The 20,944-nt window shown below is 48.1% G+C and carries 19 protein-coding genes; 4 read left to right on the top strand and 15 right to left on the bottom strand.

From position 1 onward, the window contains the following. Nucleotides 1–287 precede the first annotated feature (287 nt). From ACE3K2_RS25255 to ACE3K2_RS25225, 7 genes are all read right to left on the bottom strand, one after another. Nucleotides 288–1,352, bottom strand: coding sequence for a pectinesterase family protein (locus tag ACE3K2_RS25255; protein ID WP_421896526.1), 1,065 nt, complete (start codon nucleotides 1,350–1,352; stop codon nucleotides 288–290). Next, nucleotides 1,349–2,461, bottom strand: coding sequence for a glycoside hydrolase family 88/105 protein (locus tag ACE3K2_RS25250; protein WP_421896523.1), 1,113 nt, complete (start codon nucleotides 2,459–2,461; stop codon nucleotides 1,349–1,351). The genes ACE3K2_RS25255 and ACE3K2_RS25250 overlap by 4 nt, the downstream gene beginning before the upstream one ends. A gap of 45 nt (nucleotides 2,462–2,506) precedes the next feature. After that, the gene (locus tag ACE3K2_RS25245) at nucleotides 2,507–3,469 is read right to left on the bottom strand and encodes a LacI family DNA-binding transcriptional regulator (RefSeq protein ID WP_421896520.1); all 963 of its coding nucleotides are present in this window, start codon (nucleotides 3,467–3,469) and stop codon (nucleotides 2,507–2,509) included. A gap of 39 nt (nucleotides 3,470–3,508) precedes the next feature. Continuing rightward, entirely contained in the window at nucleotides 3,509–5,104 is a 1,596-nt protein-coding gene (locus ACE3K2_RS25240; protein WP_421896517.1) for an extracellular solute-binding protein, read from the bottom strand. Nucleotides 5,105–5,172: 68 nt separating this feature from the next. Beyond that, entirely contained in the window at nucleotides 5,173–6,054 is an 882-nt protein-coding gene (locus ACE3K2_RS25235) for a carbohydrate ABC transporter permease (RefSeq protein ID WP_124116782.1), read from the bottom strand. A gap of 29 nt (nucleotides 6,055–6,083) precedes the next feature. Beyond that, nucleotides 6,084–7,001 (bottom strand): ABC transporter permease, encoded by a 918-nt coding sequence (locus ACE3K2_RS25230; protein ID WP_339238694.1) that lies wholly within the window; start codon nucleotides 6,999–7,001, stop codon nucleotides 6,084–6,086. Nucleotides 7,002–7,357: 356 nt separating this feature from the next. Continuing rightward, a complete protein-coding gene (locus tag ACE3K2_RS25225; protein WP_421896512.1) occupies nucleotides 7,358–8,161 on the bottom strand; it encodes a helix-turn-helix domain-containing protein in 804 nt (267 codons plus the stop codon). 117 nt (nucleotides 8,162–8,278) lie between these two features. Here ACE3K2_RS25225 and ACE3K2_RS25220 point away from each other — a divergent pair, with 117 nt between their 5' ends. Together ACE3K2_RS25220 and ACE3K2_RS25215 are read left to right on the top strand one after the other, a co-directional pair. Then, on the top strand, nucleotides 8,279–9,502 hold the full coding sequence (locus ACE3K2_RS25220) for an MFS transporter (RefSeq protein WP_421896509.1): 1,224 nt from the start codon (nucleotides 8,279–8,281) through the stop codon (nucleotides 9,500–9,502). Nucleotides 9,503–9,581: 79 nt separating this feature from the next. Next, entirely contained in the window at nucleotides 9,582–10,364 is a 783-nt protein-coding gene (locus ACE3K2_RS25215; RefSeq protein ID WP_421896506.1) for an ABC transporter ATP-binding protein, read from the top strand. A gap of 199 nt (nucleotides 10,365–10,563) precedes the next feature. Here ACE3K2_RS25215 and ACE3K2_RS25210 read toward each other — a convergent pair whose 3' ends face one another. The 5 genes from ACE3K2_RS25210 to ACE3K2_RS25190 form a co-directional block, all read right to left on the bottom strand. Continuing rightward, nucleotides 10,564–11,292, bottom strand: coding sequence for a class I SAM-dependent methyltransferase (locus ACE3K2_RS25210; protein ID WP_421896503.1), 729 nt, complete (start codon nucleotides 11,290–11,292; stop codon nucleotides 10,564–10,566). Between the two features lie 155 nt (nucleotides 11,293–11,447). Next, nucleotides 11,448–12,743, bottom strand: coding sequence for a glycosyltransferase family 2 protein (locus ACE3K2_RS25205; protein WP_421896500.1), 1,296 nt, complete (start codon nucleotides 12,741–12,743; stop codon nucleotides 11,448–11,450). Between the two features lie 155 nt (nucleotides 12,744–12,898). After that, nucleotides 12,899–13,774 (bottom strand): diguanylate cyclase domain-containing protein, encoded by an 876-nt coding sequence (locus ACE3K2_RS25200; protein WP_421896497.1) that lies wholly within the window; start codon nucleotides 13,772–13,774, stop codon nucleotides 12,899–12,901. A gap of 128 nt (nucleotides 13,775–13,902) precedes the next feature. Then, nucleotides 13,903–15,015, bottom strand: coding sequence for a glycosyl hydrolase (locus tag ACE3K2_RS25195; protein ID WP_421896494.1), 1,113 nt, complete (start codon nucleotides 15,013–15,015; stop codon nucleotides 13,903–13,905). 78 nt (nucleotides 15,016–15,093) lie between these two features. After that, nucleotides 15,094–15,534 (bottom strand): MarR family winged helix-turn-helix transcriptional regulator, encoded by a 441-nt coding sequence (locus ACE3K2_RS25190; protein ID WP_421896855.1) that lies wholly within the window; start codon nucleotides 15,532–15,534, stop codon nucleotides 15,094–15,096. 223 nt (nucleotides 15,535–15,757) lie between these two features. Between ACE3K2_RS25190 and ACE3K2_RS25185 the strand changes: the two genes are divergently transcribed. Beyond that, nucleotides 15,758–16,198 carry a GNAT family N-acetyltransferase gene (locus tag ACE3K2_RS25185; protein ID WP_421896490.1) on the top strand — a complete coding sequence of 147 codons (441 nt, stop codon included), beginning with the start codon at nucleotides 15,758–15,760 and terminating at the stop codon, nucleotides 16,196–16,198. 165 nt (nucleotides 16,199–16,363) lie between these two features. On the opposite strand, the gene rlmN is transcribed toward ACE3K2_RS25185, so the two are convergent. From rlmN to greA, 3 genes are all read right to left on the bottom strand, one after another. Beyond that, entirely contained in the window at nucleotides 16,364–17,458 is a 1,095-nt protein-coding gene (rlmN, locus tag ACE3K2_RS25180) for a 23S rRNA (adenine(2503)-C(2))-methyltransferase RlmN (protein WP_421896487.1), read from the bottom strand. A 178-nt stretch (nucleotides 17,459–17,636) separates the two neighbouring features. Beyond that, nucleotides 17,637–18,992 (bottom strand): sodium-dependent transporter, encoded by a 1,356-nt coding sequence (locus tag ACE3K2_RS25175; protein WP_421896483.1) that lies wholly within the window; start codon nucleotides 18,990–18,992, stop codon nucleotides 17,637–17,639. A 282-nt stretch (nucleotides 18,993–19,274) separates the two neighbouring features. Further along, on the bottom strand, nucleotides 19,275–19,751 hold the full coding sequence (gene greA / locus ACE3K2_RS25170) for a transcription elongation factor GreA (RefSeq protein WP_062836673.1): 477 nt from the start codon (nucleotides 19,749–19,751) through the stop codon (nucleotides 19,275–19,277). A 287-nt stretch (nucleotides 19,752–20,038) separates the two neighbouring features. Between greA and ACE3K2_RS25165 the strand changes: the two genes are divergently transcribed. Continuing rightward, on the top strand, nucleotides 20,039–20,911 hold the full coding sequence (locus ACE3K2_RS25165; protein WP_421896480.1) for an arylamine N-acetyltransferase family protein: 873 nt from the start codon (nucleotides 20,039–20,041) through the stop codon (nucleotides 20,909–20,911). Nucleotides 20,912–20,944 lie beyond the last annotated feature (33 nt).

Below are 20,944 nucleotides of genomic sequence, written 5' to 3'. Positions count from 1 at the left end.
GCAGCCTTATTCAGCCATCTGATGTTGCGTGTCGCTTCACTCCCTTCCCTTGCCAAATTGGACCTTCCCTCTCGTTATCTTTTTCAGCAGACATCACCAAATTTTACAGGGAATTTACAGATCCTCACCCTGTATTTAATCAGTAAAATGCTTGGGAGATAAGGGATAAAATAGTTCTATTGGGGGCGAAAAATGTAATATAGCACGCCGAAAAGGCTTTCCGCCAAGTCCTTAGGGGACTAGAAAGAAAGCCTGTGTTATATATTTCGCAGAGAAGAGGGCGTATCTTACCGCCGATGCTCCCCTCCCCCTTCAAAAGGCTGCCAGCCATCACTCCCGGATAACACACGGGCTATGGAGTACTCCGCCGCTTCCTGTTCAGTCAGTATTTTGGCCCACGGGACACGTTCAGCAGCACGTCCGGCACCAGGCCCGGCACTGTTATACTCCGCATATTGAACGGTCTGCTCTGCATCTGTCTTGTTCCAGTTGTGCCATCCCTCGCGCTTCACATGAGCGCCGATCCAGCAGTTGAGGAAACAGACTTTGGCATGATGACGCCAGGGTCTGCCCAGATACACCGACTGCGGCGGAGCATTGCTGGTCAGATCACAGTCCAGAAATACATAGCCATATCGCACATCCTCCGGCGTAGATGCGGCGGTAATCCAGCCGTTCACTTGGCCATTCGCAGCCTCTGCTTCAGTCAGGCGATTCTTCGTAAAGATCTCGCAGCCCTTAAACACCACTGTAGCCGAGCCAAAAATAAAATCGATATCACCTTCGATGTAACAGTCCTCGAAATACTGCCGCAGTTTGCGCCGCTCGGCACCATCGCGTGGCCCGCCAAAGTAACTGCGATCCATGGGCTGCTCCGGCAGCGGGCCAGTGAAGATCGTATCCTGGTGACCGATCAGACGACAGCGGCGAAAGGCCGCCCGGTCTCCATCTACATAAACGGCCAATGCCTGACCAACCTCCTTGCCCGGACCGGCGGCATTGACGAAGGAAATGCCCTCTGCCGTGAAATCATCAGCACCGATGAAAGCCGTATAGGAATGAAACGTATGATATGGCGACCCGTCCGGGAACTTCTTAAGGGCATAATCATCATACGTAATGATGGTCTGCTCCGCTCCATCTCCAATCAGATGGATGCCTGGCTTCTCCATGTGCAGCTTCTCATGATACACTCCAGCCTTCACTCGAATCGGAACGTTTCCGTTGCCATTCTCCGGCAAAGCATCGACTGCAGCCTGAATCGTCACATAATCCCCCGTCCCGTCTGAAGCAACCGTCAGACAGGGAGAAGATGATTCCAATGCTGTATTCGGCAATCTCTGCTGTGTCATGGCAATCGCTCCATTTCCAGTGCTGCCAGCAGGAGCGGGGCCACCCCCATAAAGGAATCGCTTACAACCGCTTCGCTTACATAGTAGCTGTACGAGCCATCCCGGTCCAGACTTAGTCCTGCGCCATGACAGATCCCGTTCAACCGAACGCCGTCAGCCGTCTCCTCCACCAATCTGGAGGAAAGTCCCTGCCATCCTTTCTCCGCCGCAGCTCTGAAATTCGGCTCCAGATACCTCAGCCGCACACCCTTCGCAAGTGCATATACAAACATGCTTGACCCGGATGCTTCCAGATAGTTGCCTTTGCGGAAGCCCTGATCCAGCACCTGGAACCATAACCCGCTCTCCTGCTCCTGCACGCGTACCAAAGCATGGCACATCCGTTCAAAGATGCCGATGATGGTTCCGCGCTTTGGATGATTCACGGGGAAATGCTCCACGCTGTCTACAATCGCCATGGCATACCAGCCCATCGCCCGGCTCCAGAAATGTGGCGAGCAACCTGTCGATGAATCGGCCCAGACCTGCTCCTTCGATTCATCCCAGCCATGATAGAGCAGCCCGGTCCGCGGATCACGGGTCTGGCGTTCGATCAGCAGAATCTGATGTGCCACTTCATCCCATAACTCGGGGTGATGAAATGTCTTCGCATACTCGGACAGAAAGGGAGATGACATATACAGCCCGTCCAGCCACATCTGGTATGGATAGATTTTTTTGTGCCAGAAGCCACCCTCCGACGTTCGGGGTTGCCCTGCGAGCTGTGCAGCCAAGAGATGCGCCGCTTCGGCGTAACGCTGATCTTCTGCACCATCCAGTAATGCAAACAGGTTTTTCCCCTGATTAATCTGATCCAGATTATATTCTTCCAACGTATAGGTGCCAATAGAGCCGTCGGGCTGGATATACAAGTCCATATGTTTTTTCATAAAATCAACATACGCTGGCTTGCCATAATACTGCCCGGTTCGTGCCATCGCCATCAATGTCATGCCTTCCACGTATGCCCATCTTCCCGAAGGGAACGCATGATACCCGTCTCCGTCACATTGCTGGATGATCGTTGCTGCAATTCGCTCAGACCAGGATAGCTGCGTCTGTACCTGCATAAGCAATTCCTCCTTGAGTGTTGTAACCACCTAATACATGTATGACTAACACTTTGCCGTTGAATTGCGGAGATTCAGCTTGGGTTGGATCACTACCGGAACATCAACCTGTTCATCCCGGATTAACGATACAATCAGCTCGGCTGCCTGCACGGCCAGTTCATCCAGAGGCGGCCCAATCGTCGTCAAGGCCACTTCGGCATACTGCATATCCGGCAGATCATCGTACCCGATTAACGAGATATCGCCTGGAACGCTGTAACCTGCCTCAAGCAAAGCCCGGAGCGCACCTCGGGTGACCAAATTGTTTAGTCCAATAAAAGCTGTAGGCGACTCCGGCCCAAACGTATGATTACGTATGGCAAAATATCCATCTTCCCAGGAGGAATACGCTGGCAGCACATGATCTTCGTTAAAAGCCAGACCCGTGCGCTGCAACGCTTCCCTGTATCCCTCCAGCTTGACATGCTGGGAGTTGCCGATGAATCCGATTCGGCTGTGGCCCAGCGATTTCAGATGCTCCACTGCTTTGAACAATCCTTCTTTGCGATCAATCTTGATGTAAGGAGAGTTCGGCGCTTCATCTGTCCCCAGCACAAAACATGGCATGTTGAGTGTGGCGAACTTTTTCCAAAATACATCCCGATTATCCAGTGCATAGTCCCACAGAATACATCCGTCGACACGCAGCTGGCTAAATACATCCACGCCATCATCGGCCACCACCAGGATCATCTGATATCCCCGCTTCTTCAGCTCGGTGTGCAGACGGCCGGAGATGTTCGAAAATAACGGATTGCTCAGTTCATCCAGCACAAAACCGATGATGTTGCTCCTGCCGGTGGAAAGCTGTCGGGCCAGCATGTTTTTCCGATATTGATGTTTCTCCGCAACCGCAAGTACCTTCTGCTTCGTTGCTGGTTTGATTCGGGGGTCATCATTCAGCGCCTTCGATACCGTGCTATAGCTCACCCCCGCCAGTTTGGCAATATCTTTAATGGTTATCAAAATCAATCAACACCTCTCATACGCCTGAAACCCTATTTCCTATTTCTGTGCAGCCTTATAACGATCATATTGTGCCTGTCTGCCTGCAATAACCTGCTCTATATTCATCTTCTTCAGCGTCTCAATATAACTGTCAAACTGGTCCAGACCGGCATCACCGCTAATAAACTTGAAGTTCATCTCTTCCACATATGTGGTGATGTCAGGCATCGCCATGCTCTCCACGCTCGCTTCATCCGGCAGGGCATAGACAAACGGGAACGGTTCGCGGACATACGGCTCCAGTTCCTTATCCATCTTTGCATGCCAAGGGGCTACGACGGAATCGGCAGAATCGGTGGATTGAATGTTCGGCAAATTCACCGGACCAATGCCGAGCTTCTGGATGTATTCATTGTCCTTGCCTTTGTCCGTAAATGTCTTCACACCGTTCTCTTCCGTATACGTGTCATCCTTGATGCCCCACGTATAATACGTCTGCGCCTCTTCACTTACCGCATAATCCAGGAAGCGGAAAGCCAGCTCCGGATTTTTGCTGTCCCGCGTGATGCCGAAGATGCCGCTAACCGGCGTACGACCGATGTAGAACTGATCGCCATGCGGTCCTTTCAGTGGCAGAATGCCTTTGATGATTGGCTCTTCCGGATTGTAATCCTTGAACAGCGGGCTGTAGACCATCGACATGTACCAGCTAAAATTAAACGTTGCGCCGGTGACATCCTGAGAGATGCGCGATGTGACCTGATCACTCGTGGTACTCGCATAATCCACCCCAAGCAGACCTTCCTTGTACAGTCCGTTCAGATAGGTCAGGTACTCCTTGTACGCCGGCTCATAATAGCTGAAATGTACCTTGCCCTGATCATCTGCATAAAACTGATTGGACAGATCAAGTCCAAAGGCCGGACCAAAGGCCATGGACACAAATTTGGCTTCCATGGACAGCGGGATCTCGTCGGCTTTTCCATTGCCGTTCGGGTCGTCTGTCTTGAACTTGCGCAGCATCGCCGTAAACTCATCGAGCGTGGTCGGTTCGCTTAGTCCCAGCTTGTCGAGCCAGCGCACATTAACCATAAATACCGGCATGTAGTTGCGGGTGAGCGTCTGCTGCGGGATATAATACATTTTACCATCTGGCGTCGTTAAACTGGCTTTGACCGAAGGCGACTTTTCATATATTTTTTTGAGATTCACGCCGTACTTCTCCACCAGCTCGTCAATCGGGATAAACAGGCCACTATTGATGTACTTCATGAGCTGATCCTGATCCGGCAGATACACGATATCGGGCAAGCCGGTACCGGCAGCCAGCCTCGGATTTACGGCATCCGCATAGTTCTGCGGCGGAATGAGATCCCAATCCACCGTAACACCGGCATTGCCTTCGATTTTCTTAACGATCGCTGCGGTGGACAGATCCACGTTGGTCGTCCAGGCGTTGGTACCGAGAATAGACAGCTTGGCATCCGGTTGATCCGTTACCGGCCCTGCCCCGGTATAATTGAAGGCTGGCTCCGAACTGGACGGGGTGCTCCCCGCATCGGTTCCCGCCCCTGTTCCACCGCTGCATCCCGCCAGGCTGATTGCCAGTATCGCTACCATTACACTTTTTCTTCCTGCCCCTTTAAATCTCATCCATCATTCCTCCTTGGTATGAACCACTTTGAACTCCCTTGAATGACATGACACTTAAGTAAGTAAAGCTATCCTTTCACGGCTCCGAGGGTGATCCCCTTAACGAAGTACCGTTGGATAAACGGGTAGATCGTAACAATAGGCAGAATGCTGACCACAATGGATACATAACGAACCTGAAGGGTCGATACGGCCAGCGCACCGGATGTCATCGTGCCACCCATCTTCTGCATCACTTCCGGAGATGCCATGATCAGCACCCTTCGCAGGAACATCTGTAAGGGCTGCATATCCTGTTTGCCCAGATATAACAGGGCCGAGAAAAAGTTGTTCCAGTGGAATACTGCATAGTACAGCGTGAGCACAGCCAGTGTTGGCTTGATGATGGGAACCGCCAGACGATACAGCATCGTCATCTCGTTGGCCCCGTCTATACTGGCACTTTCGAAAATCTCATTCGGAATGCCTTCGAACGCCGAGCGGCAGATCATGACGTTAAACGTAATCACCAACACAGGCAGCACCATGACCCAGCGGGTATTGTACAGCCCAAGCGAAGTAATCAGCATGTAGACCGGAATGAGCCCACCCGAGAAATACATGGTGAAAGCGATGAAAAAATTCAGCTTACGACGTAAGAAAAATTGCTGTCTGGATAATGGAAACGCGGCAAGACATGTTGCCACAATGTTCAACAGTGTGCCTACCACGGTGTACCAGAGAGTGTTGTAGAACGAAACCCATAACTCCTTGTATTGCAGTACCATTTGGTAACCTGACAGGGTAAAGCCAACGGGCCACAATACCACTTTTTGTTTGTCGATGGCATCCACCGAGCTGAATGAAATGCTAATGACGTACAGAAAGGGATACAACGTGACAACAACCGCCAGTATGGTCAGCAGATAGACACATCCGTAGAATAAACGGTCACTTCTCGATTTTTGCATACAGGTCTCCTTTGGTCCGGGTTATAGTCTTACCAGAGTGACATCTTGGTCAGGCGGCGGGTCATGGAATTGGCAGCAAACACAAGGACAAAGGTAATAATGGAGTTAAACAGGCCGACCGCTGTGGCGAAGCCGTAATTCTGGCCCTCGATCCCCATCCGGTATACATAAGTGGATAGGACATCCGCCGTTTCGTAAGTGGCTCCATTGTAGAGCAGATATACTTTCTCGAAACCTACACTCATAATGCCGCCAAGCGACAGAAGCAGAAGAATGACAATGGTTGGTTTGATACTGGGAAGAGTCAGGTGCCATAGCTCCTGGAATTTGTTGACGCCGTCGATTTTGCCGGAATCATACATCTCGGGGTCGATCCCCATAATGGCTGCAATGTAGATGATGGAACTGAAGCCAAAACTCTGCCAGATGTCGGAACTTGTGAAGATGGTACGGAACCAGCTGGCATCCATCATGAAATTCACTTTTTCCAAACCAAGACTCGCGATGAGGGTGTTCACAATACCGTCTGTTGGTGACAGGAAGTTAATAATCATACCGGCTACAACGACAGTGGAGATGAAGTGAGGAAGGTAGGTAACCGTCTGGGCAAATCGTTTGAATGTTCGGTTCTTGATCTCCACAATGCAGACAGCGAATAAAATCGGAATGGAGAAACCGAACAAGAGTGGCAGAAAGGCGAGTAAAAATGTGTTGCGTAGCAGTCGCCAGAAGTAAATGGAATTCACGAACTGTTCGAACCAGCGCAGTCCCACCCATTCCCCGCTGAGCATGCCCTGCCCCGGCAGGAAATTGCGAAATGCCAACAGCACGCCAGGCATCGGAAGATACATGAAAATGAGGTAATACAGAAAGATAGGCGAAAACATCAGCAGCAGATACTTATCACGTCTGATCAGGCTGAACAGTGTGGACATGCGTTTTTTCAACGTGAAACACTCTCCTTCACTCCATAATTACAACGTTTGAATTTTAGAATAAAATAAACTGGAATTTCACTGACGCATCTGTTATTGATCCCATTCACATTTTGTAATGACCTATATTATTCTGTATAGAACGGGGTAATCGCTCGAAATAGTCCCCCTCACACCGTAATTATGTCTTTTCAATAATTTCCACACCCATAATTACAACGTTGTAATTTTAACTTAAATGTATACGCTTACATAAACTTTTTCCCATCTTAGCAAAGTCTTCAATGTTTGGCAACAACAAAAATCAGTGGCATGCTGACACGTAACAAAAAAAACAGTCTCGCACACGCGAGACTGCCCAAAGTATTCTACACCTGATTCCGATATTGCATCGGTGTCATAACATACACTCGCTGAAAAGCTCTATATAACTGGCTGACGCTGGAAAATCCCAGATCATAACTGATTGTTGTCACTGAATCTGTTGTAAGGCGGAGCCTCCTGGAAGCTTCTTCTACGCGCAAATTCAGCAAATATTGATAAGGTGTTGTTCCCGTAAGAGCCTTGAAGGAACGCATAAAATGATGCCGACTCTGATGTGCAACCATCGCCATCGAATCAATATCCATTGGGCCAGTGTAGGCACTGTGAATGTAATCCAGCACGCGTTGGAGATGAGGATCCATGAATGTGCCGGGATCTAAAGTCCCTTTACCATTTTCCTGCCCCGTCAACGTGCGTCTTAGATACGTCTCGATCGCCAGCTCTGTTTCCTGCACTTGCAGCAAGTCGGGCACGTCTTCCAACAAAATGGAATTCCAGCTTCGAAACAGACTGCTGATCTCAGCAGGATCAAACGTCTGGGTAGGTCGAAACTCAGCTCGCCCCCCACTTAACTCCGCACCTTCAAAGCTGCCTAATGGCGGTTTGCGGAACTTGATCACAATGACAGCCGAATCCGACCCTATCTCAAAATAATGCTCAGTCTGAGGATGGGCAATAATCCCCATGCCTGCTTGCAGAGGATAATCATACCGTTCCTGTACCAGATAACATTGGCCTCTGACCGGCAACGTTAGCTGATACCAGTCATCATGCGCATGTGGTTCATTCGCGAACCCTCCGGTTGCTTTCCATAATTCCAACCCATTTAACGTCATGTTTAATTCCATCGTTTCCTCACCTGCTGACATTATAGCAAATCGTGCTCACTTTCCAAGCACTTTTCACAAAGACATGATCTGACCCCATCTTTTATCATTAAAAAAAATAATTCGAGGTGATCTCCCATGGCTCAGGCCACTTTAAGCAAAATGCAAATCAACTCCTCCGCCAACTGGGCACTCGCCGGAGTCAGCTTCGCCCATCTGCTGAATGATGCAATGCAGACGGTTGTTCCGTCTGCTTTCCCGCTGTTCCAGCAGACCATGCAGCTCAGTTTCGCCCAGATGGGCTGGATTGCCTTCACCCTGAATATTACCGCATCCGTCCTTCAACCCCTGGTGGGTTATATGTCGGATCGCAAGCCCATGCCGATCCTGCTTCCCGGAGGCATGTTATTCTCCCTGATCGGTATTCTTGGCTTAGCCTTGTCTTCCGAGTTATGGATGTTGCTTGTTTCAGCAGCATTGATTGGCATAGGCTCCTCCATTCTCCACCCGGAATCCTCACGCGTGGCCCATATGGCAGCAGGCCGTGGGCGCGGAATGGCGCAATCGATCTTCCAGGTGGGAGGCAACACAGGACAGGCCATTGCTCCATTACTGGTCGCCTTCATCCTGCTGCCACATGGGCAGCTTAGTTTTCTATGGCTGATGGGCTTTGCCCTGATCGGCATTTTTATTCAGTCTTACGTCAGTCGCTGGTACAGAGACAAGCTTGCCGAGACTCGCATTCGTCAGCAACGGCCTCTAAAATCAAGCGGCGCAGAGCCAGTAGCTCGCCCTATGAGCAAGGGATTCATCGCTTTTACAATGGGGATTCTCATTCTGCTGCTGTTCTCCAAATTCGTATATATTGCCGGCATGACTGGATACTACGCCTTTTATTACGCCGATGCGTATCAACTGCCTCTCTCACAGGCACAGATCTGTCTGTTTATTTTGCAATTTGCAGGCATGGTCGGAACCTTGCTCGGTGGCCCGCTCGCTGACCGCTATGGACGCAAACCGATGATCTGGTTCTCCATTGCAGGCACTGCACCGTTCTCCCTGTTGCTACCTTATGCAGGACCCGTCTTGTCCATGGTGTTGTGCGGAATGATTGGACTAATCCTGATGTCCGGCTTCAGCGTCATCATTGTTTATGCACAGGAGCTGCTTCCTCGTCATATTGGAACGGTATCCGGATTGTTTTTCGGCCTGTCGTTCGGCATGGCTGGACTTGGCTCAGTTGTGTTAGGTTCCTTAATTGATGTGACCAGCGTTGCGTTTGTTATCAAGTTATGTTCGTTTTTACCACTGCTTGGTGTGTGTGCTGTGTTTCTGCGTAGAGATCAACCAAGATCCGCGTGATAACCGTTGAAACCTCACTGATTTTGTGACTACAATACACCTAAAGACAATCGAGGATAACAGAAGGAAGGAATAACACATGATTATTGATGTACAGCATGTCACTTGGAAAAGGGGACCCCTTACCCTGCTGAACGATGTGAGCTGGCAGGTTAAGGATGGTGAACACTGGGCGTTGCTTGGCCTGAATGGCTCCGGCAAAACAACACTCCTGAACATGATCACCGGGTATCTCTGGCCTACCGAAGGCAAGATATCCGTGTTAGGCCATGAATATGGGGATGTGGATCTGAGACAGCTCCGCAAATCCATCGGCTGGGTCAGTTCCTCTCTGCAAGAGAAATTGTACGGCACGGACCGCACGCAGTATGTCGTGATCAGCGGCAAACATGCCACCATTGGCTTGTATGACAAGCTATCGGATGATGATCTGGAACAGGCAAAACAATTGATGCAAACGCTGGGCTGTCAGCACCTGTGGGATCGGGAATATCGTACCTGTTCTCAAGGCGAGAAACAGAAACTTCTTATTGCCCGAGCACTCATGGCCAATCCGCGCGTACTTATTCTGGACGAGCCTTGCAATGGACTGGATCTGTTCTCAAGAGAGCGATTGCTGGACAGCATTCGTGAATTATCACAGCGTCCAGACACCCCTTCACTCATCTACGTCACCCATCATACCGAGGAAATATTGCCAGTGTTCGGTCACAGCCTGCTGCTTCGTAGGGGTGAAATCGTGAATAGCGGATTAACTGGTGAGCTGATGAATACCGAAGTGCTGAGCAACTTCTTCGAGGCACCCGTGGAAGTTGATCGGCACGGAGAACGTGTGTATGTCAGAGCTGCGGCGGATTCATAATCACGTGGTTATACACAGCAAACGCAGCATAGGTGAAGAAACATAACAGTAAAAAGCCCGATATCTTATCCACATGTGGATAGATTTCGGGCTTTTTACTGCTATATCTAGTGTTATCCACCGTTTTCTGTGTAGAACTTTCTAGTTTTTGAGTATAACTTAGCGTATCCCTATATCCATGTGTATTCTTCTCCGCGATCTATTTACGGGCAGCCAGGAACAGAAACAATGGAATACGCTGCCTGCGTAAATAGGTGTCCTCATTAATGAAATGGGCACGTTGTGGTGCTGACTCGCGTAAATGTTCTATACGGAACCCGGCCCGCTGCAATGCCATAAAATACGATTCAATGGAACGATGCATTTTTTTCACAGAACCGCCCAGCCACTGCTGCTCACGGAATCCTTCCACAAAATACTGATCAACTACCCAATCCGTTCGAGTCCCGGAAGGTTGCAGCGTGGACGTAATCACAGGGTGTTCTACCGAGAATATGAATGTCCCATTCTCTTTCAACGTATCGTATATGTTGCGGAACAGGTTCTCCACATCCTCAATATAGTGAACAGCCAGTCTCGATATCACCAGATCATACGCTCCGGCCGGGTAGTCCCAGTCTTCCATGAACGCTTGCTCAACCCGGGCATTTAATCCTTTTACGGATTTGTTAGCTGCCTGAATCATATTCACCGAACCCTCAATCCCCGTATACGTCGCACCTTCGTGCTCCCCACTCAGCAATTCTGCCGCGAACCTTGCATCCCCGCAACCGAGGTCCAGTATATTCTTGCCTGCCACATCTCCGATCAACTCCAGCATCACCGGCTTCTCCAATGTATCATTAGCGTTCTCCTGCCACTTGCGACGTTCCATATATTTCTCGAAATTCGCCTCATCATCGTAAAAGTCTGATCCTCTGTCCTTCATTCCGTGACCCCCATTTCGGATAAGCATGATGATCCTATTTACAGCCTGTAAGAGTATACAGAATATGGATGTACTTGGCTAGAACAAAAAAGGCTGTTGTCTGGCGTTAACCAGCAAACAGCCTTTCTGCCTCACACTTCTACCATTTTTGTCGTTTAGCCAAAACGTTCTGTTTTGTACCATTTGCTCTCCCGTTTCCGAATCTTGTCCATGATCAAGGAGTAGAATGCCTTGATGGAGATCAGGATGAACAGCTGTGCATACGTGAAGTAGGATACGCAGGCACAGATGAAATTACGGGTATTGCTCTGTCCAATATCTGCGGCAAGTGCCAGATTGATCTGTAACACATAAATAAAGTACATGAGCGCCCAACCAATGACCAGGAAAACATACGCATCCCCGGCAAACTGGAACGGTGAAATGACCTCTGGTTTAAATATGGCAATGACCCGATAAACCAGATTCACGAGAAAAATAATATCCGATACAATGATCGCCAGCATAAACCAGAAATAACTAACGGCATAATAGATGACCAGCAACTTATTACGCCAACTGGAGCGGTTAAACAGGTTATGGATATTATCCAGTACCACCTGGTAGTTCCCCTTGGCCCAGCGTTCGCGCTGCTTCATGTATACACTAAGCTGTTCCGGCTCCTGCTGATAGGCTTCCGCTTGCGGCGCAAGTGCCACAAACTGTCCGCGATTCAAAATCTCGAATGATAGTGCCGTATCTTCTGTAATGGCTGTCACATCCCAGCCACCAATCTCCCGGATCAACTCGGTTTTGATAATGTAATTCGTTCCCGGGATGGAACCAAGCTGGAATAATTCCCACAAGCCTGTGTGATACACACGTTGGGATGTAATAATCTCCAGATTGATGCATTTGGAGAGGAAGTTCTGGCCTCTGTTGCGTGCTTTGTTTCTGCCAAAAACCACGCCATATTGTTCAGGGTTCTCAAGCGATTTTTGTGTCAGAAACATTAATGCATTCCGTTCAGGTGCGGCATCGGCATCAAAGATACAAATCCAATCACCCGTGGCTATTTCCAGCCCGTCATTTAATGCTCCGGACTTGCCACCTGTTCCTTTTCGCTCCATTACGGTCACATTGCGATGCATATAACTGGTCTGACTGAGGAATGAACTCAGTTTCTCTGCGGTATCATCTGTACAGTTATCGGCGATAACGATGATCTGAACCTTGTCCTCCGGATAATTCAGGCGCAGGATGTGCTCCACTGTAGCAACAATGACCAGCCCCTCGTTGTGTGCAGGAACCATGACAGTGACTGTTGGATAATGATCCATATTTTCAGGGATCTGAATTCCTTTTTTGTCCTGTTTATTAATAAAACGAATCGCACCTGCCATAATAACAATCGACTCGAATACGGCAATCCAGATACTGAATATGGATAGTATTAAAATAAAATCAGCCACTTACCTTCCTCCGATCATACTTGCGAATAACTCTCGATCGAAAGCGAAGGGTTGCAATCGTTAACCAAACCGTAAATACAGCAAATATACAACTGACGGCGATACAGATCGGGATGAACCAGGACATATAGTCCACTGTGCCTCTCTCCTTCCCGTTATATATACTCACCGATGAGATCGGTCTCCGTGTTTCGTTCAAGGGCAGCAATAACCGCATCAATATCATCGTACTTGCTGAATTGCTCCTTCTGAAATACCAGAGCACCAGAGCGTATCACCGTCTGCAGCTCATTTCCCTTTTTATCAATGATGTGAATATCCATGATGGCTTTTTTGATTCGCTCTGTAAGAACGGGAAGGTACTCCACATTCATCATCGGACATAGGATGACAAATCGCCCACGATCCACGAAAAATTTATAATCCTCATACCGAATCTGTTTCTGAATTGTACCCGAGATTTCAAGCAGGAACTGAGCATACCGGACAGACCCGAGGGATTCCATCACTAATGGCAAGAATTCAATCTTGAACATCGCGATACTAAATCCATACTTATCGGAGTACCGACGAGCAAGGTTACTATGTTTGATTAACGTATCTGCCAGTGCTCCCTTATTACCAAGCGAGGTGTCCAGATCGATTTCCGGGTTACGATCCTGCATATCCTGGAGACGCTCGACGACACGTGCACTGCGCAGCAGGCTTGCCTTAATGAATGCAGCCACGGCAACGTTGGCCGGGATGAGCAACCACCAGGAGAATACAAGTACATTCGCATCAGCATACGTAACAAGCCATACAAAATAAGAGACCAGATATACAAATACCGCCACGACGGATACGCCAACAGGCAGCAAAAGACCAAAAACCAATGCACCCAGCGACACGATACTAAAGATCATATCCCCTGTAGTGTAGCTCTGATCCATGTACACTTTAAGATAAATCAACAGTTGCTGCATGAGAGCGAGGCTAATTAGAAGGGCATATCCCCATGCAATACGGCGGGTAGGCGCTTTATTTCTCATGGTTCCTTCTCTCCGTTGAATTTTTAGAACTCTTGTTTATACTCACTTCTTCTATATTTCAACAATTTATGACATCATTAGACAAACCTATGCTAACACATTGAACAATTCATTAAATGACAAAATCATTACTTTTTAATTCTTTTCTGTAAATTAATTTCTCCCAACAAAGGAAAAAGATTGTCAAACAGATGTGTATTACCGTCAAATACATATCCACCTGGGTAACGAGAGTCCTGACCACGCAACGTAATCATATGGTTGTACAGCTGTTTGGCCCATTTTGGATCACCTGAACGTACAGCCAGTAAAATGGCGAGGCCATATACCGATGAAGATTCATAAGCTACCGCAGGTGTGCGTGATTCTCGTATATACTGTCCGGGCAGCTGATGCCGGGTATTGAACTCTTTTTTCAAAAAAGCAATGAGCTTGTCCGGCTTGCGGTCGGTTACCGTTAGATGATTCGCTACGATCAACTGGTCGATCAGATTCACCGTATCATCATACGTATATTCTTTACGAACTACATCGAAGGTTTTTGGATAAAATATTCCATCGTCAGGCATCTTCTTCAGCAAAGCTTCGTACCTCACGTAGGTTTCTGGTTGCACCATTTGATGTTTTTCCATCGTTTGCAGTGCACGCAGATCTACATAGACCAGGCTTAATGTATTCGTTGAATGTCCACCCGCAAAATCATGGAAATCAACCAGATATCCTTGCTGCTGAGTCGACTGTGTTAAGGCGCGTGAAATGGCTGCTGCGGTCGTAAGCTTCGCCTCTCTGCCTTGCTCCCACTGATCTGCTGCCTGTAATAGGCTACCTATAATGCGAAGATCGTCGCCGAGTGCATTTGTCGTTACATGGGATTCACCTCTGGCATTCAGCTTCCAGGTTATATAAGGGTCTGGCGGCATGAGGAAATAGGTCGTCAATTGCTCGTAGCTCTGCTCAAACAAAGCCTGATCATCACTCGCCAGGGCATATTGCATCCACAGACCGAGTGACTCCGACAACGCCTCTCTGCCCGCAACGATATCTGCTTCCTTCGAAGCTGCATCCTGTAAATAGGTGGCCAGCGTTCCGTTCGGGTTGGTCATATCATTCTCTATAAAAGATACCGTTGGGGATTCTTCGTTCATCAGGAACCGCTCCCTTATCAACATCACGCTGGCTACGGTAATACTGATCAGCAGTAGGACCAGCCACGTTCGTTTTTTTCGAAATATGATCTTCACACCATTCCTCCCGAAAATATGCGACTGTGAACCCCTAAATTTTCTGGTCAGTGACTGAGGCACATCTAAAGTTCTCATCTATTCAAGGTTATCCATGTAGGATCTTCGTCCACCCTTTTTGACAAATTTCCAATCCACCTCAATGTTATGGCGCATCCGTCTGAGAAGATGAATGGCTGTCTCGATCTCTTCCTCGGTCAGACCATCCAGCGTCACCTGGTCCGAATGCACGCCCTCTTTACGAATGAATTCCCATGCTTCAAGCCCGGCTTCAGTGGGATGCAACACCTTATTCTTCTTATTACCCATTGCTGGCTGTTTAATAATGAATCCATCGGATTCGAGTTTGCTAATCGCTCTGGCCGCAGTTGTGCGATCCACTTTGATCAGTTCAGCAAGCTGATTCGGAATGATGCCCGGATTCTCACAGATTCGATACAGATATAAATATTGTCCACGGGACAGGTTCAGATGCTGAAACTCGACATTACTGATTGAATCCAGACAACGGGCAATCATACCAATTTCACGCAGTACTTCTTTTTTCTCAGTCAACACATTCACGCCCCTATAAAATTGTTGCATTCGCAACATAATTGATGGTATAACTACAGTTGAATTGGTTTTAATTTTAAACATATCGCTCAAACCGTATACATGGAACAAAATCGTTCCACATTCCTGTTATGTACCAGTTTATCACGCCAGGATCACATTACGATCACCCAAAGGAGAAACATTCATGAATACAACGATTGTTGAAGTTAATAATCAGGAGTTGCTCGATGCCTGCTTCGCCATTCGAACTGCTATTTTCGTCGAAGAACAAGGCGTACCCGCGGAGGATGAATTCGACGCTTATGATACATTAGACGCGGACGCGCGTCACATTCTGCTCTACCTAGAGGGTGTACCGGCTGCTTCCTCCAGACTGCGCATAGTGGAACAGGTCGCCAAATTGGAACGGATCTGCGTCATGCTCGATTACCGCAAACACGGTCTGGGCCGTGTGCTGATCGACAAGCTGGAGCAGATGGCTGTTGCCGAAGGACTTGAGAAAGCCAAGCTGCATGCACAGGTACAAGCTTCCGGGTTCTACGAACGTCTCGGATATGCACCCGCGTCGGACGTATTTATGGAAGACGGCATTCCCCATCTGCTGATGACCAAAAAACTGAAATAATGACATTCCAAAAACGCCTCCGTTATCACTTCTCAGTGATATACAGAGGCGTTTTGCATTCAGGCAACACATTCACTCGTGACCCAACAACGGTAAATGGAACGTACAGACTCCGATTATAGCAACCAAGTATCCTAACTTACTTGCAAGCCTTCGCGTTGTGTCTTATCCCAGTGCCAGACGGTCTGGCTCTGATTCGGCAGTGTTGTTCTTCATTTGTTTACTGCGCAACTGTCCGCAAGCCGCATCGATATCGGTACCATGCTCCATACGTACAGTGGAGTTGATGTTGTTCTTTTTGAGCGTATCATAGAAGCCCAGAATCGATTCTTCTGTACTCCGCTGATACTGACTGTGCTCATCCACAGGGTTGTATGGGATCAGATTCACACTGACCATACTTCTGCGACTGGACAACAGTTCAGCCAGCTCCGCGGCATGCTCACGTTGATCGTTAACATCACGCAAGAGGATGTACTCAAACATGATGCGTTTGTTCGTTGTAGCCAGATAATAATCCACTGCATCCATCAATTGCTCAATCGGGAAAGCCCGGTTGATCTTCATGATGTGTGTACGCAGTTCATTATTCGGTGCATGCAGAGAGATCGCCAGATTCACTTGCAGACTGCTGTCTGCAAATTCCTTGATTTTGTCCGGAAGGCCACTCGTGGATACGGTAATCCGTTTCGCCGCCAGCGCCAAGCCTTTGCGATCCTTGATGACTTCGATAAAATCACTCATGTGCTGGAAGTTGTCGAATGGTTCGCCAATCCCCATCACCACCACGTTGGTTACCCGCTCGTCTTGACCTGCTGCATCCAGATGTCGCTGCACATGCATAATCTGTTCCACAATCTCACCAGCGGTCAAGTCACGGCTCTTCTTGATCAGACCGCTCGCACAGAAGCTACAGCCAATATTACAACCCACTTGTGTGGTCACACAGACGGTAAGCCCGTACTTTTGCCGCATCAATACTGTCTCAATCAGGTTGCCGTCCTGCATCCGAAGCAGGAACTTCACGGTACCATCTGCCGATTCCTGCTTCACATGTTCGCTAAGCGAATTCATGGTGAAATGCTCTGAAAGTACATCGAGACATTCCTGACGCACATCCGTCATCGCGGGGAAATCGTGTACACGCTCCTGATATAACCATTCCCAGATCCGGGATGCACGGGATTTCTTCTGCCCATGCTCCGGCAACCAGGAACGTAATTGCTCTAATGTTAATCCATATATGGATGATTTGTTCATTGTATAATCCTCTTTTCGCAAGAAAGCATATGGTTTATCGGTCCTACCCAAAAAACCTCTACTCCGTATTGTCCCAAAATTGACGAGGGAAAACAAGGGCTTTTGCATTTCTTCCAAGAGGTTTTATCCATGGTAAATCTGCACAACAGACCCTATTTACCCGATCGGGCCTTCATATTTAGAAGTGAATGATACCGGATGTGTGCAATAGAACCAGCAGAACCAGGATCGGAGCCACGTAACGCAACATGAACAGCCACACCCGGAACCATCCGGAACGCAGGCCGGAAGCTTCAGCAGCCGTTTTCCAGAAGTATCCTGCGAATATCGTTACAAGCAGTCCACCTACAGGCAGCAGGATGTTGGATGCTACAAAGTCCATCCAGTCGAACACACTCTTCGATCCAATCGTCCATTCAGGCAGCAAGCCGAGGGACAATACCGAAGGAAGTCCTACGATGAAGACCGCTAGCGAAATAACCCATACCGCACGACTGCGGCTCCAGGACAAACGTTCCATGAAATATTTTACCGGAACTTCCAGCAAGGATACTGCTGACGTCAATGCCGCAATAGCCAGCAGGATGAAGAACAGTCCGCCAAACAGGAAGCCAAGTGGCATCGCCGAGAAGGCCGCCGGAAGAGCCACGAAGATCAGTGACGGTCCTTGGTCTGGCGCAATACCAAACGAGAACGTCGTTGGGAAAATGATCAGACCCGCAATGAATGCATAGATCAAGTCACCTGCACCAACGGCGACGGTTGCCGCACCAAGGGATTGATTTTTATCCACATACGAACCGTAGGTCACAAGAATACCCATCCCGAGTGAAAGGGAGAAAAAGGCATGTCCAAGCGCTACCAGTGCGGATTCCGTTGTAAGCTGCGAGAAGTCAGGGTTTAGGAAGAAGGATACCCCAGCTCCCGCACCCGGCAATGTAACTGCACGAATCATCAGGATAATAAGCAGTACCAACATCGCCGGAATCAGTACCTTGTTGAACTTTTCAATTCCGTTTGATACTCCTTTGGCAACAATCCAGCCTGTGATCAGAACGGAAAGCAGTTGCCATACAATCGGCATATAGCCACCTATGAAGGAACTGAACTGTCCGGCATAATCCGGATTGTTGAACAATGTTCCGCTGAAGGAAGTCACTGCATACTGCAATGTCCAGCCTGCGATAATGACATAAAAGGACAGGATGATAAACGGGGTCAATACTTGCAGCAATCCGGCTGCAAGCCAGCCCTTATGTCCACCTGCTTTGATAAAAGCAGTAGCTGCACTACCTCTGCCACTGCGACCAATCGCAAGTTCAGCCAGGAGCACTGGCAGACCGATGAGCAGCAAACAGACGATGAAGAGCAGGAAAAACGCAGCTCCTCCGTTCTCCCCCGTAATGTACGGGAATTTCCACATGTTACCGAGACCAACCGAACTACCAATGGCTGCCAGGATAAATCCAGCTTGGGAGAAACGTTCTCCTTTGCCAGCGTTGTTTTGATCCAGATTAGGCTTACTAAAATTCATCGTATCTACTCCATCACTTTAAAGTTTTCCCGTAATTATATACTACTCCCCTTGTCAGGTCATTCGAAATTCGAAATTTGTCGAAATGTTATTTTTTTACATATAAAAACACACGGAAATCTTCATCTCATAAGTTCCTTAAACACAGTATGTGATAAAGTCCGTTAGTCCAACCGTATGAAGTTTCAACAAAGCCATATCTCCAACCGTTCAAAGCCCAATAAAACCAAAAAGAGGTGTCCTCAGCCACTTTGATGACTGCGGAGCACCTCTCTTTTTGAATTACACTTTAATTTGAAGTAACTCGTACTTGATAACGCCCATCGGAGCATTGACATGAATGACGCTACCCACTTCTTTGCCCATCAATTCCTTGCCCAACGGGCTCTCGTACGAAATTTTATTATCCGCAACATCGGCCTCGGCGGGACCAACCACTTTATATTCAATCTTCTCGGCGAACTCAATGTCATTAAGCAACACCGTCGAGCCAATGCTCACTTTGTTGGAGTCTATATTGTCTGAAGAGATGACTCTTGCTTTGGTCAACATCTTCTCCAAGATCAAAATCCGTGTCTCCATAAAGGCCTGATCATCTTTGGCTGAATGATACTCACTATTTTCCTTCAGGTCACCGTAACTGATCGCGAGTTTCAGACGCTCAGCCAATTCCTTACGCTTCACCGTCTTCAAATCCCTCAGTTCGTCCTCCAGCTTTTCCAAGCCTTCCTGTGTCAAAATTACTTCATCATTAGCCATTTTTCCATCTCCTAATCCTGCTATCTATCTATATTCTAACCTATATCCACTCCAAAGGGTTAGCATACCCCGGAAAAAGAAATAGCTCATCCATATATTGTATTTCAATGACATCAAAACCATGTTTATCTCTTGAGATGATCTTCAAGATTATCCTATGAATTGTACCGTTACAATCATCTCAATTGATGATGTTGTTTTTACCCGTTCACTTTTACAATGAACTCAAGGCAGCAGAAGTTTATAACTACCACATGCAGCCCAATATATGACGTGAGGTGATCTGAATGAATGAACCATTAAAACCAATTGAAATACAGGCCTATCTCAAAAGGATTGGTATTGATGATATAAAGCAACCTACATTGAAATTTTTATTTGAACTCCAGCGCGCACATGTGCAATATCTTTCTTGGCAAACAGTCGATATTTTTGCAGGTCGCCCTGTGGGAATCCGTCTTCAAGATTCAATTCAGCTCATATTACAGGGACGCAGCGGCTACTGCTTTCATCTAAATGGTGCATTTAGTGTTCTTCTCCGCTCGCTGGGTTATACGGTTGATTGGCATCGCGGAGGAGTACAGCCTCATGGGGAACAACCCCGTGTGAACTCATTCCATCTCGGTCTGTCTGTCCTTCTGCCGGATGCTGACCCGACAGTTGAGCGCTGGATTGTAGATGTCGGTCTCGGCGGAATGCCCTTTGAACCTCTGCCACTTCGTTATGGAACCTATGGTTCAGCTCCGTTCACATACCAATTAATGCCATCATCTGTTGCTGCTGGGGGATGGCGGCTTGAGTACGAGCCGAATGGGCCAAGTGAAGGTGTCGACTATGCTCCCGAGGTAGTCCACGATCTGGAGGAGTTCATTCCCAAACATGAATTCTACAGTCGGGCGGCCGAATCACCTTGGCATAACGCATTTTTGCTTCGTCAGCGGGATGAGATCCGCAGTCATGAACTACGTGGATGTATGCTTCGAACCCATGATATGGAAGGAATCCGGAAAACGGAGATCCGGAATTATACCGAGTGGCGTAACGTATTAACTGAAATATTCCATGAACCCTTGGTGAATTACAGTGAACTGGAATGCCAAGAGATGTGGGAGCGAGTGCAGGCTGCGCATACGGAATGGAAACAAGCGCAAGAAGCATGAGGGTCTGTTCCATATAAAGGAAAGTTCGTGATC

Origin of the sequence: Paenibacillus sp. (assembly GCF_048976745.1) — a bacterium.
Taxonomy (GTDB): domain Bacteria; phylum Bacillota; class Bacilli; order Paenibacillales; family Paenibacillaceae; genus Paenibacillus.
Note: the sequence above shows the minus strand (reverse complement) of the source record. Positions and strands in the feature narration are given on the sequence as shown.

Bases quoted from the DNA above. Each gene is read 5' to 3' on its own strand.
- ACE3K2_RS25255 (WP_421896526.1), bottom strand. From the start codon at position 1,352: ATGACACAGCAGAGATTGCCGAATACAGCATTGGAATCATCTTCTCCC.
- ACE3K2_RS25250 (WP_421896523.1), bottom strand. From the start codon at position 2,461: ATGCAGGTACAGACGCAGCTATCCTGGTCTGAGCGAATTGCAGCAACG.
- ACE3K2_RS25240 (WP_421896517.1), bottom strand. From the start codon at position 5,104: ATGAGATTTAAAGGGGCAGGAAGAAAAAGTGTAATGGTAGCGATACTG.
- ACE3K2_RS25235 (WP_124116782.1), bottom strand. From the start codon at position 6,054: ATGCAAAAATCGAGAAGTGACCGTTTATTCTACGGATGTGTCTATCTG.
- ACE3K2_RS25225 (WP_421896512.1), bottom strand. From the start codon at position 8,161: ATGGAATTAAACATGACGTTAAATGGGTTGGAATTATGGAAAGCAACC.
- ACE3K2_RS25220 (WP_421896509.1), top strand. From the start codon at position 8,279: ATGGCTCAGGCCACTTTAAGCAAAATGCAAATCAACTCCTCCGCCAAC.
- ACE3K2_RS25215 (WP_421896506.1), top strand. From the start codon at position 9,582: ATGATTATTGATGTACAGCATGTCACTTGGAAAAGGGGACCCCTTACC.
- ACE3K2_RS25210 (WP_421896503.1), bottom strand. From the start codon at position 11,292: ATGAAGGACAGAGGATCAGACTTTTACGATGATGAGGCGAATTTCGAG.
- ACE3K2_RS25200 (WP_421896497.1), bottom strand. From the start codon at position 13,774: ATGAGAAATAAAGCGCCTACCCGCCGTATTGCATGGGGATATGCCCTT.
- ACE3K2_RS25190 (WP_421896855.1), bottom strand. From the start codon at position 15,534: ATGATTGCCCGTTGTCTGGATTCAATCAGTAATGTCGAGTTTCAGCAT.
- ACE3K2_RS25185 (WP_421896490.1), top strand. From the start codon at position 15,758: ATGAATACAACGATTGTTGAAGTTAATAATCAGGAGTTGCTCGATGCC.
- rlmN (WP_421896487.1), bottom strand. From the start codon at position 17,458: ATGAACAAATCATCCATATATGGATTAACATTAGAGCAATTACGTTCC.
- ACE3K2_RS25175 (WP_421896483.1), bottom strand. From the start codon at position 18,992: ATGAATTTTAGTAAGCCTAATCTGGATCAAAACAACGCTGGCAAAGGA.
- greA (WP_062836673.1), bottom strand. From the start codon at position 19,751: ATGGCTAATGATGAAGTAATTTTGACACAGGAAGGCTTGGAAAAGCTG.
- ACE3K2_RS25165 (WP_421896480.1), top strand. From the start codon at position 20,039: ATGAATGAACCATTAAAACCAATTGAAATACAGGCCTATCTCAAAAGG.